General features: G+C 68.1%; 14 protein-coding genes. 10 read left to right on the forward strand and 4 right to left on the reverse strand.

What is annotated here, in order from left to right; translation table 11 throughout:
* From MJ785_RS05475 to MJ785_RS05485, 3 genes are all read right to left on the reverse strand, one after another.
* Entirely contained in the window at positions 1-879 is an 879-nt protein-coding gene (locus tag MJ785_RS05475) for an enoyl-CoA hydratase-related protein (RefSeq protein ID WP_370651600.1), read from the reverse strand.
* A gap of 62 nt (positions 880-941) precedes the next feature.
* Positions 942-1,868 (reverse strand): SDR family oxidoreductase, encoded by a 927-nt coding sequence (locus MJ785_RS05480; protein WP_239310379.1) that lies wholly within the window; start codon positions 1,866-1,868, stop codon positions 942-944.
* Positions 1,869-1,938: 70 nt separating this feature from the next.
* Positions 1,939-2,946, reverse strand: coding sequence for an LLM class F420-dependent oxidoreductase (locus tag MJ785_RS05485; RefSeq protein ID WP_239310378.1), 1,008 nt, complete (start codon positions 2,944-2,946; stop codon positions 1,939-1,941).
* 151 nt (positions 2,947-3,097) lie between these two features.
* Here MJ785_RS05485 and MJ785_RS05490 point away from each other — a divergent pair, with 151 nt between their 5' ends.
* Entirely contained in the window at positions 3,098-4,099 is a 1,002-nt protein-coding gene (locus tag MJ785_RS05490) for an LLM class flavin-dependent oxidoreductase (RefSeq protein ID WP_239310377.1), read from the forward strand.
* 83 nt (positions 4,100-4,182) lie between these two features.
* Here the strand turns inward: MJ785_RS05490 and MJ785_RS05495 are convergent, their stop codons facing one another.
* Entirely contained in the window at positions 4,183-4,959 is a 777-nt protein-coding gene (locus MJ785_RS05495) for a FadR/GntR family transcriptional regulator (protein ID WP_239310376.1), read from the reverse strand.
* A 207-nt stretch (positions 4,960-5,166) separates the two neighbouring features.
* Here MJ785_RS05495 and MJ785_RS05500 point away from each other — a divergent pair, with 207 nt between their 5' ends.
* The 9 genes from MJ785_RS05500 (at position 5,167) to MJ785_RS05540 (ending at position 16,685) form a co-directional block, all read left to right on the forward strand.
* Positions 5,167-5,667 carry a DoxX family protein gene (locus MJ785_RS05500; RefSeq protein WP_239310375.1) on the forward strand — a complete coding sequence of 167 codons (501 nt, stop codon included), beginning with the start codon at positions 5,167-5,169 and terminating at the stop codon, positions 5,665-5,667.
* Between the two features lie 138 nt (positions 5,668-5,805).
* Positions 5,806-7,482: a DUF2142 domain-containing protein gene (locus tag MJ785_RS05505; protein ID WP_239380130.1), complete on the forward strand. Its 1,677-nt coding sequence runs from the start codon at positions 5,806-5,808 to the stop codon at positions 7,480-7,482.
* A gap of 22 nt (positions 7,483-7,504) precedes the next feature.
* Positions 7,505-9,775, forward strand: a complete 2,271-nt coding sequence (locus MJ785_RS05510; RefSeq protein WP_370651599.1) for a protein kinase — start codon at positions 7,505-7,507, stop codon at positions 9,773-9,775.
* 832 nt (positions 9,776-10,607) lie between these two features.
* On the forward strand, positions 10,608-13,373 hold the full coding sequence (locus MJ785_RS05515) for a sensor histidine kinase (RefSeq protein WP_239380131.1): 2,766 nt from the start codon (positions 10,608-10,610) through the stop codon (positions 13,371-13,373).
* Positions 13,373-13,792, forward strand: a complete 420-nt coding sequence (locus MJ785_RS05520) for a roadblock/LC7 domain-containing protein (protein WP_239310387.1) — start codon at positions 13,373-13,375, stop codon at positions 13,790-13,792. The genes MJ785_RS05515 and MJ785_RS05520 overlap by 1 nt, the downstream gene beginning before the upstream one ends.
* A 93-nt stretch (positions 13,793-13,885) precedes the next feature.
* Positions 13,886-14,254: a DUF742 domain-containing protein gene (locus tag MJ785_RS05525; protein ID WP_239310372.1), complete on the forward strand. Its 369-nt coding sequence runs from the start codon at positions 13,886-13,888 to the stop codon at positions 14,252-14,254.
* Complete coding sequence (locus MJ785_RS05530; RefSeq protein WP_239310371.1) at positions 14,235-14,867, forward strand: ATP/GTP-binding protein; 633 nt, start codon at positions 14,235-14,237, stop codon at positions 14,865-14,867. Before MJ785_RS05525 ends, MJ785_RS05530 begins: the two co-directional genes overlap by 20 nt.
* A gap of 18 nt (positions 14,868-14,885) precedes the next feature.
* Positions 14,886-15,947 (forward strand): LuxR C-terminal-related transcriptional regulator, encoded by a 1,062-nt coding sequence (locus MJ785_RS05535; RefSeq protein ID WP_239380132.1) that lies wholly within the window; start codon positions 14,886-14,888, stop codon positions 15,945-15,947.
* Positions 15,948-16,358: 411 nt separating this feature from the next.
* Positions 16,359-16,685, forward strand: coding sequence for a TcmI family type II polyketide cyclase (locus MJ785_RS05540; RefSeq protein WP_239374868.1), 327 nt, complete (start codon positions 16,359-16,361; stop codon positions 16,683-16,685).
* Positions 16,686-16,695 lie beyond the last annotated feature (10 nt).

Consider the following 16,695-nt stretch of genomic DNA (forward strand, 5'->3'; position numbering starts at 1 on the left):
TCAGCCGAGGACGTCGTCAGCCGCCAGGTGGCCGCCGGGCACGGGGGCACCGAGCAGCGCGCTCGGGTCGAAGTCGTCGGCCAGCGGAGCGAACCGCGGCGGACGACGCTCCAGGAAACTCCCGACTCCCTCGGCGAAGTCGCCCGCCCCGTTGGTCACCTCCATCACCCGGAACGACCTGCGCAGTGCCTCGTCCAGGCCCACCTCGAGATCGCCATAGACCTGATGGCGGATGGCGGCCATCGCCGTCGGCGCACAGTTGCGGGCCAGCTCACCCGCGTAGGCCTGGGCCTGCGCGAGCACGTCGTCGCGTTCGGCCACCCGGCTGACCAGCCCGAGCCGGAGGGCTTCGTCCGCGTCGAACGTCCGGGCCGACAGCAGCAGGTCCAGCGCGTTCTCCAGCCCGACGTAGCGGGGCAGGACCCAGCTCAGGCCGTACTCGGCCGCGAGCCCACGACGGGCGAACGCCGTGGAGAACTTCGCGCCGCGGGCGGCGAAGCGGACGTCACACATGAGCGCCTGGACGAGCCCGATACCGGCGCATCCCCCGTTGACAGCGGCGACGAGCGGCTTGCGCAGGGTCCGCGGCCGGTACTGTGGCGGGCGCCCGGACAGATCGAGTCCCTTGCCTGCGCTGCTGTTGAGGCGGCTGGTGTCCAGCCCGGGGCAGAAGGTGGTGCCCGCGCCGGTGAGCACGACCGCACGGACGTCCGGATCGTGGTCGAGCAGGTCGAGCTGGCTGAAGTAGGCCGCCTCCAGCTCGGGTGACCAGCCGTTCCTGCGGTCCGGACGGTTGAACGTCACGGTCGCGACACCGTCACTGTCAGTTGCGCAAAGGATCAGGTCGTCCGACACCGCGCTCCCCTTCGAGTTGACCATCAGCTGTGACTGCCCGCCCCGCCCGTCAGGCGATGGGGCGGGGCGGGCGACGACGGGAGAGCTCAGTCCTTCGCCGCGACCCCGGGCAGGGTCGGGGGCAGTCCCGGATCGTGGTTCACGAACAGCCGCGGCCCCTCGGCCACCAGTTCCTCGGTTGTCCAGGCCCGCTCGCCCGCGTCGATGGTGGCAGCGATCTCCCAGCCGCGGAAGACCGAGACGACCGAGCCGTAGACGTGGAAGATCTGGCCGGTGATGTCGGCCGCGGCCGGGCTGGCCAGCCAGCCGACCAGCGGGCTGACGTGCTCGGGCGCCCGGTCGTCGAAGCTGCCCTCCGCCACCTGCCCATAGCCTGCGAAGGTCTGGGTCGTCATGCGGGTGCGCGCCCGGGGCGCGATCGCGTTGGCCGTCACACCGATCCGGGCCAGCTCGCGGGCCATCACGACGGTGAGCGCGCTGATCCCGGCCTTCGCGGCCGCGTAGTTGGCCTGCCCGAAGTTGCCGACGAGGCCCGACTCACTGGTGGTGTTGATGATTCGGCCGTAGACCTCCTCGCCGGCCTTCGCGCGGGCCCGCCAGTACCGGGCCGCGAACCGGGCCGGGGCGAAATGGCCCTTGAGGTGCACCTCGATGACGGAGTCCCAGTCGTCCTCGTCGAGGTTGAAGAACATCTTGTCGCGGACGAACCCGGCGTTGTTGACGAGGACGTCCAGGCCGCCGAAGGTGTCCACAGCCTGCTGGACGAGCCCGTCGGCGCCCTTCCAGTCCGCGACGCTGTCGAAGTTCGCGACCGCCTCGCCACCCGCGGCGACGATCTCGTCCACGACCTGCTGCGCGGGCCGTCCCTCGTCCTTGCCGGCACCGTCCCAGGCCACGCCCGGGTCGTTGACGACGATCCGGGCGCCCTGGCTCGCGAGCAGCAGCGCGTGCGCGCGGCCGAGACCGCGCCCCGACCCGGTCACGATGGCGACCTTGCCGTCCAGAATGCTCATTTCTCTCCCTGATCGGTTACCTGACGGCCACTACCGACGGTTGGGCCAGCCCCCGCGCCGGCAGGAGCGCTCAGCCGCGGATGGCGTCGAGGACCTCCGGCCACATGGCCGGGTCGCTCTCATAGGTCGCATAGCAGGTGATGCGAGTGGCGACATCGCCGTACCGTTCCCGCAGGCCCTTGCCGACCTCCGTGGGCGAACCGACGACGGAGAACGTCCGCAGGATCTCGTCGTCGATCAGATCACCCATCTCCGACCAGCGGTTCTGCTTGCTCATGCGGGTCAGCTCGGTCTGCAGGTCGCCCCAGCCGTGCAGGTCGAGGACCCCGCGGTAGGCGGGCGTGGAGGCGTAGAAGGCGATCTGCTTCTTCGTGCCGGCGATGGCCGTCGCGAGCTCCGCCTCGTTGCGGCCCACCGTCGCGAACGCCGGGCCAGCCAAGACGAAGTCCGACAGCGTCCGGCCGATCTTCGCCCGGCCCCGCTCCAGCGCCGGGAGCGTGACCTCACGCAGGTACCGCGGCGTCGAGAACGCATGGAAGAACATGCCGTCAGCCACTTCGGCGGCCACCTCGGTCATCATCTCGCCGACGGCCGCGAGGTACACCGGCGGCGCGCCCCACTCGTGCGCCTCCGGGGAGAAGAACGGCGTCATGAGAGTGTGCGTGTAGAACTCGCCCGTGAACGACAGCGGCGTTCCGTTCTGCCAGGTGTCCCAGATGGCGCGCATCGCGAGCACAAACTCACGCATCCGGGCGGCCGGCCGTGACCACGGCATCGAGAAACGCCGCTCGATGTGCGGCTTGACCTGGGAGCCCAGCCCGAGGACGAACCGCCCCCGGGAGTAACGAGCAAGGTCGAAACCCACGTTCGCCAGCGTCATCGGTGTCCGGGCGAAGGCGATCGCGATAGAGGTCCCGACCGTCAGGTCGCCGGTGGCGTCGCACGCCCGCAGCGACAGCAGGAACGGATCGTGCCGCGTCTCGCCCAGCCACAGGCCGTCATAGCCCGCGGCCTCGGCTTCCCGCGCGTTGCGATGAACGACATCGATGTCCTTCGGAAGCGTCGTATCGATCTTCACAGAACCTCCCCGGCCAGCCGACAGGCGGCACGCCGCACCCGGACGCACCCGAGGACATGAAGATGCCTCATCTGTATTGTCTACCTTATTTATTAGCGAGGCGGCCAGACCTTCACGACGCGCCCGCACCGTCCGGACGAAGGAGACGAGCATGCAGGTCGGCCTCTACTTCGACCTCCGCAACCCGCCGGAACGCCGCCAGGACCCAACCCGCCTGTACGGTTTCACCCTGGAGATGTGCCAGGAGGCGGAGCGGCTGGGCGCGGACTCGATCTGGGTGACCGAACACCATCTGTTCGATGACGACTACCTTCCGCAACCGCTGACCTTCGCGGCGGCCATCGCGGCCCGGACGAGCCGGGTACGCATCGGTACCGGCATCATGATCGCCCCGCTGCACGCGGCGGTCGAGATCGCCGAACAGGCCGCGGTGGTGGACATCATCAGTGGCGGCCGCCTTGACCTCGGCCTCGGCGCGGGCTACCGGATACCGGAGTTCGAGCTGTTCGGCGCCGATCCGGCGAAGCGCTACGGTGCCACCGACCGGCGGGTCCGTGAGCTGCGGCAGATCTGGGCCGAGGGCCGGGTGACCCCGCGCCCCGTCCAGGAACGGCTGCCCATCTGGCTCGGTTACCTGGGCCCCCAGGGCGCCCGGCGGGCCGGTCTGCTCGGTGAGAACCTGCTGTCGGCCTTCGGCCCGATCGCCGAGCCGTACCGCAAGGGGCTCGCGGAAGCCGGGCACGCCCCCGAGACCGCCCGCATGGCTGGCGGCATCCAGGGCTGGGTCAGTGACGACCCGGAACGCGACTGGCCGGTCATCGGCGGGTACCTCGCCTACCAGCTCGACTCCTACCGCCGGCACATGGTGGAGGGAACCGGCGCCCCGACGCCACGGCCGGTCGACCCCGACCGCGTCCGGGCCCGCGAGGCGTCCAAGAGCCCGATCGACTACTTCCACTACGGCACGCCCGAGGAGGTCGCGAGCGGTATCCGGGCCTTCGTCGGCGACGCACCGGTCGACACCGTGTACCTGTGGGCCTCGCTCGGCGGAATGCCGGCGGACCTCGTGGCCCGCCACGTCGACATCGTGTGCACCAGACTCGCGCCCCTGCTTCGCGAGACCAGCGCACCGGCCACGCCATCGGCCCGATAGTGGGCGGCCAGGCCGACGGGCCACGACCATCCGGCCCGCCGCGGTTCCCGCCAGCGGCCCGGCAGGAGAGCGGGATGGCAGCCTCAGCCGAGCACGTCAAGCACGCTGGCCTCATCAAAATGCGCCAGGACAAGCTGATTGGTCTCCACCAGATGACGCCGCCAGAAAAGCTCCGCCCCGGTGGCGTCGCCAGTCGCGATCAGATCAACCAGCCGCCGGTGCGCACGCAGGGCAAGATCGTCCTCATGGGACTCCGCCCCGCTACCGGAGGGCAGCGCGGCCCGGTGCGCCATGGCCACTCCGGTGACCAGGTGATGCAACATTCTCGTCAGGACCGCCAGGGTCTGGTTGCCGGCCAGCTCCACCATTGTCTCGTGGAAGTCGGTGTGCGCTGGAATCAGGCTTTCCGGGCCGGTCAGGCGTTCTTCATCGCAATCGAGATGCGCCGTGAGCGCCTCGACATCCCGCCGCCGCCGCCGCGCCGCCAGCAGCCGAGCGGCCGGTGGCTCAATCACCGAACGGGCTTCCAGCACGTCGGCGACCGTCACGTTGTCGTGCTGGAGGACCAGCCCCACAAAACGTGCCGCCACATCGCCGTTGGGAACATGCACCCGTGCCCCGCCGTGAGCGCCCCGCCGCACACCGATCAGGCCCTCGGACTCCAGCACCCGGAAAGCCTCACGCAGCGTCGGTCGCGAGACATCGAACCTCGCCATCAGGGACGCCTCGTTGGGGAGGCCGTCACCTTCTCGAAGATCACCACGAATAATCTGCCGACGCAGGGCAGCCGCTACCAACTCGGCAGTCTTGGGCACCCGGACGTGGCCAGTCGCGTCGATGTCGGCGGGTCGTCTGCTCACCAACTCATCGTATAGTTCATTCAGCCATCATCGAAGCATCTTGGACGTAGAACGCCTGGCAACAGGGGCGTGGACCAAGGGGAGCGATGACGCAAGGTGCGTGCCCCAGCCCTGCTACGTCCGAGGTCCGAGAGGCCCGAGGCCCGGCTGGCACGCAGCGCCGCGGTACCCGGCACCGATCCACCAGTTCTTCCTCGGGAGCATGAAATGACCCATGTAGATACAGCCATCCTCCTGATTCGCCTGTGCGTTGGGCTCACCCTGGTCGCCCACGGATGGAACCACCTGTTCGGTGGCGGCCGGATAGCCGGCGCGGCCGGCTGGTATGGCTCCATGGGCCTGCGTCCCCCACTCGTGCAGGCCTGGATGTCAGTGCTGTTCGAGTTCGCGGCGGGCATCGGCCTCGCCGCCGGCTTCCTCACCCCGCTGGCGGCCTCGGCCGCGGTCGGTCTCATGACGGTCGCGGGAGTGGTCGCGCACAGGCCGCACGGATTCTTCGTGTTCCGTGAGGGTTACGAGTACGTTCTGATGATCGCCGTGATCGCGGTCGCCATCGCTACCGCCGGTCCGGGCAAGGCCTCGCTCGACCACGCGATCGGCCTGGGTGGAGTCGGCTGGGCCGGCTTCGCGATCTCGACCGGCGTCGGCCTCGCGGGCGCCGCCGCGCTCCTGGTGACCAGCTGGCGGCCACAGCCTGTCAATCCCTGAACCCGCCTCAGCCGGCATCAGACCGGTGACGCGGCAGGGAGACTACTGTGGCCCCGTGCGACGGGCTGCCGGGACGTCGCGGCGGGAGGATCTCCACATGTTGTCAGCAAGAACCTTCCCAGGCGGCGGTAAGCACGGATGAGGAGACCGCGGTTGCCCGGCGCCCGGGTGAGCCGTGCGCCGGTGCTCCTTCTCAGTGCGCTGACCTGCTGGATGCTGCTGTGGGCGCTGACCAATCCGCTGGGAACCGCCCCGGACGAGCCGAGCCATTACGCGAAGGCCGTGGCGGCGGGACACGGACAGATCCTCGGCGACGCTGTCCCGTTCGCGGAGATACAAGCGACGCGGGCATTCAGCGATGACTCGCTGCGCCAGGTCCGGAACGCCTACCGGAGTTTCCTGCTGCCAGCTGACCTCCGGGACACGACGAATCCTCCGTGCACCGCCCTGCACCCGGACGTGTCGGCGGCGTGCCTTCGCCTGCCGGCAGCTGTTCCGGACGGGCGGGTCAACAGCATCGTCGGCGCGTATCCACCCTGGCTGTACCTACCCGCGGGAGTTCTCACCCGGGCCGCCTGGTCGGTGCACTCCGGGTACCTCCTTGCGCGGCTGGGTTCCACCCTCATCTCGGCCGGGCTGCTCGGCGCCGGGCTGTGGCTGCTGCTGGGCGGGCAGCCACCAGCCGGGCAAGCACCAGCCGGGCAACGCGCCCGGCAGACCCTGCTGCTGGCCGGGTACGCCCTCGCCGCCACCCCGATGGTCATCTTTCTCAGCTCGCAGGTGGGTACCAGTGGCGCCGAGGTCACCGGAGCGATCGCATCCACCGCGGCGGCGCTGCGCCTGTCCCGTGCCGAACATCCCACGGCCCGGACCTGGTTGATCGCTGGCGCCGTTCTGGGCATCACCGCGCTGAGCCGTCCGCTGGCACCCCTGTGGGTGGCCTTCGCGATCGCTGTCGGGATCGGCCGTGCCGGCGGGCGCGCGGCGCTGCTGCGGCTGCGCGCGGCCGGCCGGCCCTCGATCGCGGCAGTGACGGTCACCGCGGTGGGAATCGCCGCGACAGCGCTGTGGACGCAGAGCCTGTCGCTACGGACCCCTGTCCTGTGGGACCGCCTCGGCCGCGGTCTCGCGGCCGCCGTCGAGCTGGCCCCGGAGTCCGCCCGCCAGGCTGTCGGGGTCTTCGGCTGGCAGTCCGTCCCCATCCCGGACGCCGTGTACTGGCTGTGGGGACTGCTGGTGGCGGGGCTCCTCCTCGCCGCCTTCGCGGTCGGCCGGCGGCGCGATCGTGCGCTGCTCGCGGGCAGCCTCGCGGTGGTCATGGCCAGCTACGAACTGCTCGCGGCGGCCGTGTTCATCCAGAACGGTTTTGGCATGCAGGGCCGGTACATCCTGCCTGTGCTGGTCATGCTGCCCCTGCTGGCGGCGGAGGTGCTCGCCGTCCGGCTGCCCGAGCGCCTTTGCGGCCATGCGGCCACGGTGGCGGTCGGCATCATCGTCATGACCGCGGCCGGCCAGTTCGTCGCGTGGGGCGCCAACAGCCACCGGTACGCGGTCGGCATGGACGGACCCCTCTGGTTCGTGCCCCGCCCCGCCTGGTCACCATCGGGCGGCTGGCTTGTCTGGCTGCTTCTCGCCTGCCTCCCTGTCGTTGTGACCCTCGCCGCGGCCCAGTCCTGCCGCCCGGTGCGGGCCGGCCGGCCACATGGTCCGCTCTCCCGGCGCTACCGTGCGGCCGGCGCCGCCGAAAGCGTGACGACGCGGCCGGCGCGAACGCACAATCCAGGTGGCATGCTGCACTGGGACAACTCGGCGTAACAAACACCGCGGAGGGGACGACGTGGCTGCCGCTCCAGAGGCCAGCCGCATCGTGGCTGGCCGGTACCGGCTCATCGAACGGCTCGGCACCGGTGGGATGGGCACGGTGTGGCGCGCCTTTGACGAGGTGCTGCTGACCGAGGCTGCTCTCAAAGAGGTCGACCTCGGCGACGCTCCTGATCCGTTCGAGCGGGCCGACCGGGTGGAAAGAGCTCTCCGGGAGGCCAGACACGCCGCGAGGCTGCGTGGCCATCCGCATGTCGTGACCATCCTCGATGTGATCGTCGAGGATGGTCTGCCATGGATCGTCATGGAGCTGGTGCCGTCCCAGTCACTGTTCCAGCTGGTCCGCGATCACGGTCCGCTGTCCGTCGCGGAGGTTGCCCGTATCGGGATCGCGATCGGCGACGCGCTGGCCGCCGCGCACGCGTTCGGGATTCTGCACCGCGATGTGAAGCCCTCGAACGTGCTGATCGGAACCGACGGCAGGGTGGTCCTGACCGACTTCGGCATCGCGACCCGGGACAGCGACTCAGCTCTCACCGTCACCGGCGTGCTCGGGACGCCGTCCTACATGTCACCGGAACGCCTGAACGGTGACCCGGCAACGCCTGAGGCGGACATGTTCGGCCTCGGCGCGACCCTCTACTTCGCTGTGGAGGGGAAGCCGCCGTTCTACCGGGAGACCTTCGCCGCGATGGTGGCGGCGATCCTGTTCCAGCCCCCCGCACAGACATACCGGGCGGGCCCGCTGGACGATGTTCTCACCGGCCTGCTCGACAAGGATCCGCGCACCCGCCTGACGTCCCGCCAGATGTACGGGCTCCTGATCGGCATCGCCGCGGCACGCCCGCCGGCTGCCCCGCCACCAGGCCGCCAGCCCGGCGGACGCCCGCGGGTCGTCAGCCGTGACGACGTCGGCCCGCGCTACGCCTTCGGCAGCGCCCCTGGGAGCACGACGCCCGAGGTCACAGCACCGGAGATCGCGCCGACCACCCGCGGCTCCCAGACAGCCCCTGATGATCAAGACGATGCGCCCGGCGCGCTCGCACCGCCGTCCAATCTGACCGCCACGCAGGAGAACGGAGCGGTGGTCCTGCGGTGGAGCGCGCCGACGTCGTCCGGCCCGCTCTCCTTCCGCGTCCTGCGCGTGGTGGCGGACCCGGCCGCACCGAGTGGACGGTCCGAACGCAGCCTCGGCATGACCGCCTCCACCGAGCTGTCCGACGCGGGTGTTCCCCACGGCGTGACGGTCTGGCACGAGGTGATGTCGGCGGCCGGCGGCCAGCGCTCGACGCCGGCCCGCACCCAGCCACTGGTGATCGCCCCAGATGTCACGGCGCTGCGCGCCCGCATGGACGGTGACGGCGTCGCCCTGTCCTGGACTCTCGCGGCAGGATACGACGACGTACTGATCGAGCGGACCTTTGACGAGTCGTCGCCGTTTCACGGGGCCACCCGTCGGGTCCGCGCCGCCGGCGGCCGCTATGTCGACCATGACGCGCAGACCGGGGCCACCTATCGCTATCGGGTACGGGTGTCCTACCCGGATCCGCTCGGCGCCCTGGCCCATACCGCGGGCGTGGACGTGGTCGTGAAAGTGATCGCCAGGCCGCGTCCGGTCCTCGATCTGGAGGCGGACGGCGATGGCGCGGTGACCACCCTGCGGTGGACGACCGTTCCCGGCGCGCTGGTGCGGATCTACGTCACCGAGGTGCCCGCCGGCTTACCCGAACGCCCGGCGGACCAGCCGCCTGACGGCGGCCCCACCCCGGCTGATCCGCTCCTCGCGACAGGCCCGTTCGGCGCTGTCGACGAAGAACTGCCCGTGGACTCGCTGGACGGGCACGCGCACCTGGCCGGCTCAAGCCGGCGTGGACGTCTCACCGTGGCCGCTGCCGGCGGGCCGGTCGTATACACCCCGGTCAGTGTCGCCGGCAACAGAGCGGTCGTCGGCCGCTCAACCCACCACCTGCCCACCGGGCCTATCCGTGCGCTGCATGCCGTCGACCGCGGCAACGAGATCGTCCTGACGTTCCAGATGCCACCTGGCATCACCGAAGCCAGGGTGCTGTGGCGCCATGACACGATGCCCACCGGGCCGGACGATCCGGCCGCCCGGAGCGCGAAGGTCACCAACGCCAGCCTGGAAATCAGAGGCGGCTGGCACCTGCGCGCGCCCGACAACGGACTGGTCTACCACTTCGCCGTCTATCCCCTGGTCCGGTCGGCGGATGGGGTCAGGGCGCTGTCCACCGGCACCTACGCGGTCCTTCGCACCGGCTCCCACTGATCATTCGACTCATTCGACCCCGCGCGTAGCCCGCCCGGACGCTTTTCACAACTCAACGGAAACACCATCCGAGCGGCTGGAAACAGCATTTCCCTACCGTCAACAGTTCGGCCTGCCAACAAATACAATATGTTAACTAAATATTTACCGATCGCCGTACGATCAACATAAATCCGGCAATCAGTGCCCATTTCCCTTCCTGTCATCTCATCCCTCGAAGACAAGTACGGGACACAATTCAGATCCCTTCGGGACCACCCGGTGATCCCGCGGGCACGGCAGAGCAGATTACGATCATGAAACTTTTAGCAGCTCACCGACCCGCTCGGATGCACGCCTTTTCGATACAGCACCGCTGGCACCAAATTCCCCAACGGCCGCGACCACGGTCCGGCAAAGCTCTCCCCAGGCACGCAGCAACCGCCCGCCAGGCGCCCATCGGCCGCCAAATAGAGTCTGTTACATGTGGAACTATTGGGAATATCCCCGTGGATGCCACTCCTTGCTCACGAGACAACCAGAACCACGCAAACGGACGCGTGGCGCCATTGCCGGCGCAAGGAGATACCCAACAATTCATCACAGAATTGGCTGTTCGTGCCAATGATCCATTGTCGGCCTTAGGCTGACCCAGCCAACCCGCAGCCGAACCTGTTGGGTGTACCCCCTCCGAACCTGGACTAATCACCCGGGTAGAGTCGTCTCGCCCACGGGGGGAGACCGAAGGGTTACGGTTTTCGCCCCGGGCCGTGGCAGGGCCGGGGCACGAAGGCTCTACAAGAACGCTCGCCCCAACGAGGCGCCAAGACACGGCGTCGGACGAGAGGATCGGATGCTCCAGAACTGGCCAATCCGCTCCAAGCTGGTCGCCATTCTCATCCTTCCGCTGATGGCGCTGACAGTTTTCAGCGCCATCCAGGTCCGGACGAACCTTGAGAGTGTCAGCGCAAGCGATCGGATCCGGACCCTCGCGGGTTTCTCAATCAAGGTCAACGATCTCGCTGATGCCCTCCAGAAGGAACGCAACGCAGCGGGCACGTATGTCGGGAGCGGATTTCGGGTCGGCTTGGACGACGTGCGAGCCACCCGGATCCCGACCGACGCGGCCCTGGAGACGTACCGAACCGACGTCGCGGAGCTTCCCAGCAGCGCAAGCAAGAATCTGCGACCCGTGCTGGAAGCCACCCGCAACCAGCTCGATCAGCTTGCCGCCCACCGGCAGTCGATCGACCTGGGGCAGACTGACCGTGACAAAAACGTCACCTTCTACACCCGAGGAATCACGGATCTGCTGACCGTCGTCGCCCAGGTTGGTCTTGGGTCCGACAACTCGGAACTCATCAACATGGCCGCGAGCCTGAGCAGCATGACGCGGGCGAAGGAGGCCGCCGCTCTCCAGCGCGGCTACGTGGCCGTGATCCTGTTCCTCCACCAGAGCAACGTCGGGGTCGTCAAGCTGATCCAGGCGAATGGCGGCGCGGAGGATGCCTGGATCACGCAGTTCCGCACCACCGCTTCCCAGCGGCAGCAGGACAGCTACGACAAGACGGTCGGCCCGGCCGTGGACGGCGTGACCCGGATGCGTGACGGCACGGTGTTCGCGGCCCAGATGAACCAGCCCATCACCATCGACCCACAGGCGTGGCTCACCGCGGCTGACGACAAGCTCGCCCGGATGGTCGAGGTGGAAAACCAGCTCTCGACCGACCTGCGGAACCGGAGCAACGCGATCGCCTCGACCGCGACCCGTGGCGCCTGGCTCGGCGGTGTCACCGTCGCGCTGGTTCTCGCCGTGTCGATCAGCATTTCGCTGTTCGTGGCGAGCCCGATGATCCGCCACCTCCGGCGCCTGCGGGGAGCCGCCCTGGAGGTCGCGAACAAGAGCCTGCCAGATGTCGTGGAACGGCTCCACCAAGGGGAACAGGTAAACATCGACAACGAGGCGTTCCCCACCGCGAGCCGGACCAAGGACGAGATCGGCCAGGTGGCCGATGCCTTCACCACCGTCCATCAGGTGGCTGTGCGCACCGCTGTCGAACAGGCGGCGATGCGCAAGAGCATCGGCGACACGTTCCTCAACCTCGCTCGCCGCAGCCAGGCTCTCATCCATCGCCAGCTCAAGGTCATCGACGGGCTGGAACGCAAGGAGACCGACCCGGACGAGCTGGCGGAGCTGTTCCGGCTCGACCACCTCGCGACACGCATGCGGCGCCACGCCGAGGACCTCATCGTGCTGTCCGGATCGAAACCAGCCCGCGGCTGGCGCCGGCCGGTCCCGCTCAAGGACGTCGTCCGCGGAGCCGTCGCCGAGGTGGAGGACTACACCCGCGTCAAGGTGCTGCCGATCTCGGGTTCCGCCGTCGGCGGCCACGCGGTCGGTGACGTGATCCACATGCTCGCCGAACTGATCGAGAACGCCACTTCCTTCTCCCCGCCGCACACTCCCGTCCACGTCTCCGGCCACGAGGTCTCCAACGGCTGCGTGGTCGAGGTCGAAGACCGCGGCCTCGGCATGACCGACGAGGAGTACAACGAGGTCAACGAGCGGCTGGGCAACCCGCCACCATTCGACCTCCAGACCAGTGAACGACTCGGCCTGTTCGTCGTCGGCCGGCTCGCCCAGCGGCACAGCATCCAGGTCCGGCTGCGGCCGTCACCGTATGGCGGAACCCTCGCCATCGTCCTGCTCCCAGCGGCGCTGCTGCGCGAGATCGACGCGACCGCCGGCCAGCAGAACCTGGCAATCTACGAAGAGACCTCCGGAGCGGTCTCCGCCGGCTCGTTCACGGACTCGCTCGGCGGCTCCGCCGAACCCAGCGAGTTCGGCGAACTGATGCCGGTGGGCGCGCCGGCCGCGTCCAGCAACGGCGACGGCGATGACCGGCCGCTCATGGACGATCTGCCCGTGTTCGCCACGATCCGTTCAAGCTGGTTCGTCGCCGAGCGGAACGGAGTCGGGAGCTCCGACAACGGTAAGAACGGCGAGCACTCTGGGCCATGGACGCGGCCGGACCCACAACCCGCGTCCGATGCCTGGACCGAAGCTCCGGATACCCCGGCCGAGCTGCTTGACCCATCGAACCGGTGGGGCCAGCCGCCGGGCAATGATGGCCACCAGACCGGACCGACCAGTCGCTGGGAGGAACCGGCCGATACCTCAACACGTTGGACCACCGCGGCGTTCACTGACAACGGCCTGCCCGAGCGGGCCCATGCGCCCGAATCCCGGCCGGTCCCGCCGGCTTCGCCCTTCCCACCCAGCCCAGCCAGCCCACCCAGCCCACGCTTCCCCCTGCCAGCGGCACCATCCCAGACAACATCCTTTCCGCAGGTGGCGGCGTCAGCACCCGCATCGGAGCTGCCACCCGCCACACCACCGACAACGGACGCGGGCCTGCCGAAGCGGAGGCGACGGGCAAGTCTGGCTCCCGAGCTCAGGGGAACACCCGCCAACGAACCCACGGCCCCGCCGCTCCTTGTCGGGCAACGATCACCGGAGGAAATCCGGAACATGATGTCCTCCTTCCAGTCCAACTTCGGCCGCGGCCTGCAAGAAGGACCTAACCCGAACGGCGATGACGCCAGGAAGGTGATGTGATGCGCCATATCGGCCCGGCTGAAAACATGAGCTGGCTGTTGAACAATCTCACGCGGAAAGTACCGGAGGTCACCTACGCGATTGTGCTGTCATCGGATGGTCTCCTGCTGGCCACGTCGAACGGTATGGACCGGACCACCGCCGACCAGCTGGCCGCGGTCGCCTCGGGATTCAACAGCCTGGCCCGGGGGGCCGGGCGGTTCTTCCGCGGCGGCAATGTCCGCCAGACAATCGTCGAGATGGAACAGGGCTTCCTGTTCGTCACGGCCGTCGGCGACGGGTCGTGTCTGGCCATCCTCAGCACGCCTGGGTCGGATATCGGTCTGATCGCATACGAGATGGCCCTGCTGGTCATCCGTGTCGGCGAGTTCCTGACCCCCGAGCTACGTGCCGAGATGCAGGCGGCACTACCGCGCTGAGCGCCCGCCCGGTTGAAGGCGACGCGATTCTCGCTCTGTCGCGTCGCCGGAGACCAGCGGGGACCTGACCCCACGCCCTGATCAGGAGGACCCGTGGACGAGGAGTGGTACGACGAGGACGCAGGTCCGGTCGTCCGCCCCTACGCCGTCACCGGCGGCCGAACGCGGCCGGCGGCCAATCGCGCGCTGGAGCTCGTAGCTCTGGTGTCGACGACAGCGCACGGACGGGCAATGCTTCGGAACCTCGATCCCGAGCAGCAGGACATCGTGCTGCTCTGTCAGCACATCCAGTCGATCGCGGAGATCTCCGCCCAGCTCAGCCTTCCGGTCGGCGTGGCACGCGTCCTCGTCGGCGACATGATCGACGCTGGTCTCGTACACGTCACCCGCCCAACCCGACCGACCGAGCGTCCCGACGTAGCGCTGATGGAGAAGGTGCTCGATGGACTTCAGACCCTCTAGAACAAATACCACCGGCTCCGCACTCAATCCGGTTAAGATAATAATTGCCGGTGGATTCGGCGCCGGAAAAACGACCTTTGTGGGCGCCGTCAGCGAAATACCCCCGCTCACCACCGAAGCGGCGCTGACCTCCGCGAGCCTCGGTATCGACGACACGTCCCAGGTCAGTGCCAAGACCACGACCACGGTTGCCATGGACTTCGGCCGGATCACCCTGCTCGACAGCGTGATTCTGTACCTGTTCGGCACGCCCGGTCAGGACCGCTTCTGGTTCATGTGGGATGAGCTGGTCCTCGGCGCCATCGGCGCCATCGTGCTCGTGGACACCCGCCGGCTCTCGGACTCGTTCCCGGCGGTCGACTATTTCGAGGAACGCGATATCCCGTTCCTGGTAGCGGTCAACCAGTTCGACGGCTCAAAGGCGTACACCCTCGACGACGTCCGCAACGCTCTCGACATCGACGCTCGGCGACCCATCGTGTTCTGCGACGCCCGTCGGCGGGAATCCGTCCGGCAGGCCCTGATCGCGCTGGTCCGCCACGCCCTGGATGTGGTGGCAACCGAGACCCGACAGCGGGGTCTGTTGTCCGAGGCCAGCGCCCACGTCGACTAGCCGGCGCGGGAGAGGAAAGTGCTTGATCTTCTCGGCCTTGATGACGTCGCTCTCGCGGCCTACCGGCTGTGGCTACGCCAAGAGGACCTGACCACCGAGGACGTAAGCCTGACCCTCAGGCTTCCCACGAGCATTATCACGCGGGCCCGCGACAGGCTCATCGAGCTCTCGCTGCTGGTGATGTCCCGAGAGCATCCGGGCCGCCTCGTCGCGGTGCATCCCGAGGTCCCCCTGGAACAGCTGCTGCGCCAGCAACATGATCAGCTCATCCATCGGCAGGAACAGCTCATCCGCGCGCGCCTGCAGGTGAACACGCTGGTCGCCGACTACCTACAGGGGCGTCAGATCGGGGGGCACGGGGAGGCGGTGGAGCGTTTGGACGGCGCCGACGCCGTCGCGATCAAGGCGCGGGAACTGCTGGCCCGGGCGGAACGGGAAGTACTGATGCTGCACACCCAGCCCGGGCGGGAACCGCCCCTCACAGCTACGAGCACACAAGCTGTCCGAGGTGCGCTGGAGCGTGGAATCACCATGCGCGGCATCTACTCCCGCGGGACGCGTTCGGGCGGCATGACCGCCGCACGCATCCGTAACATAGCCGCACACGGCCTGGATCTACGTGTGATCGACGCCTCACCAGCGGATTTTGCCATCGTCGACCGCCAGATCGCTCTCGTCTTGCTGACGCTGGATCCATACGACAGCCATGCGCTGCTGCTGCGCGAGCCGGCGCTGACCAATCTGGCCGTGATGTTGTTCGACCACTTGTGGAAGTTCGCCGAACCGCTGGAGGCCGGCCGCAACGCGCTCGGCACGATCTCCGGTGGCGATCCAGCCGGTGGCGATCCAGCGAACCGCGACACAGACGATCACGATTCCGCCGAACCGGAGGAGCCGACGGAATCCGAGCGTGTGCTCCTGCGGCTGTTGAGCCTCGGCGCCAAGGACGAGGCCGCCGCCCGCCATCTTGGTGTGTCGGTCCGGACAGTGCGCCGGATGATCGCTGACCTGATGCGCCGGATGGACGCCCGCAGCCGGTTCCAGGCCGGCATCCTCGCGGCGGAGCGGGGTTGGCTATAACAGAACCGGCACACTGGAGGCCATACTTGGCATCAAGTTGCCACTACATGTTCCTGCCAGATCAATTTCGAGACACAGGCGGAACAAATAAAGCATGCTGCTACGGGGGCAAAGGCCAGGTCGGGACTGGCTTCCGGGGGCTTATCGCGGTACAGCAAGGGCGGATGCAACAGATCGCTTCGCGGTCCGCTGGACCCGCGTCATCAGATCATCGAAGGCAGCTGGGAGCAGCCGCTGATCAAAGCATAAAACAGGCGTCTACCAGCGGTTCTGGCATATCGTCAGCACATGCCGGCGTCAATGCGACACCGATGTCGCGCACGCTCGTCCGAGTTCTTCCAAGTACAGCTAGGGAGCATGCGTGTCAGTGTTCTACAGCCAGGTCCGCCCAGCTGTTCCCGGACCTTCCCGATGACGCACCGGACCCTTATCGTCGCTCGCATGGAAACCAGCGATGAAACCGCTGTCGCCGACATCTTCCAGGAGTCGGACAACGGCCAGCTGCCTCGTCTGCTAGGCGTCGTCCGCCGCGATCTGTTCAGCTTTCACGGACTGTATTTCCATCTGATCGAGGCGGCTGACGATGTCAGCCACGCGCTGCCCTCGTTTCGTGAACATCCACTGTTCGTGGACGTCAACGCGAAACTGGGGAAACACATCACAGCGTACGACCCGGCAACCTGGAAAAGTCCACGGGACGCAATGGCGCGGAACTTCTACTCATGGGCTGCCGACTGACCGGCTGACC

It is taken from the genome of Protofrankia sp. CiT1 (assembly GCF_917627335.1).
GTDB lineage: Bacteria > Actinomycetota > Actinomycetes > Frankiales > Frankiaceae > Protofrankia.

What these genes read in the sequence shown, in the direction of transcription:
- MJ785_RS05480 (WP_239310379.1), bottom strand. Translation starts at nt 1,868, where the DNA reads ATGAGCATTCTGGACGGCAAGGTCGCCATCGTGACCGGGTCGGGGCGC.
- MJ785_RS05515 (WP_239380131.1), top strand. Translation starts at nt 10,608, where the DNA reads ATGCTCCAGAACTGGCCAATCCGCTCCAAGCTGGTCGCCATTCTCATC.
- MJ785_RS05475 (WP_370651600.1), bottom strand. Translation starts at nt 879, where the DNA reads ATGGTCAACTCGAAGGGGAGCGCGGTGTCGGACGACCTGATCCTTTGC.
- MJ785_RS05520 (WP_239310387.1), top strand. Translation starts at nt 13,373, where the DNA reads ATGCGCCATATCGGCCCGGCTGAAAACATGAGCTGGCTGTTGAACAAT.
- MJ785_RS05530 (WP_239310371.1), top strand. Translation starts at nt 14,235, where the DNA reads ATGGACTTCAGACCCTCTAGAACAAATACCACCGGCTCCGCACTCAAT.
- MJ785_RS05540 (WP_239374868.1), top strand. Translation starts at nt 16,359, where the DNA reads ATGACGCACCGGACCCTTATCGTCGCTCGCATGGAAACCAGCGATGAA.
- MJ785_RS05490 (WP_239310377.1), top strand. Translation starts at nt 3,098, where the DNA reads ATGCAGGTCGGCCTCTACTTCGACCTCCGCAACCCGCCGGAACGCCGC.
- MJ785_RS05500 (WP_239310375.1), top strand. Translation starts at nt 5,167, where the DNA reads ATGACCCATGTAGATACAGCCATCCTCCTGATTCGCCTGTGCGTTGGG.
- MJ785_RS05505 (WP_239380130.1), top strand. Translation starts at nt 5,806, where the DNA reads ATGAGGAGACCGCGGTTGCCCGGCGCCCGGGTGAGCCGTGCGCCGGTG.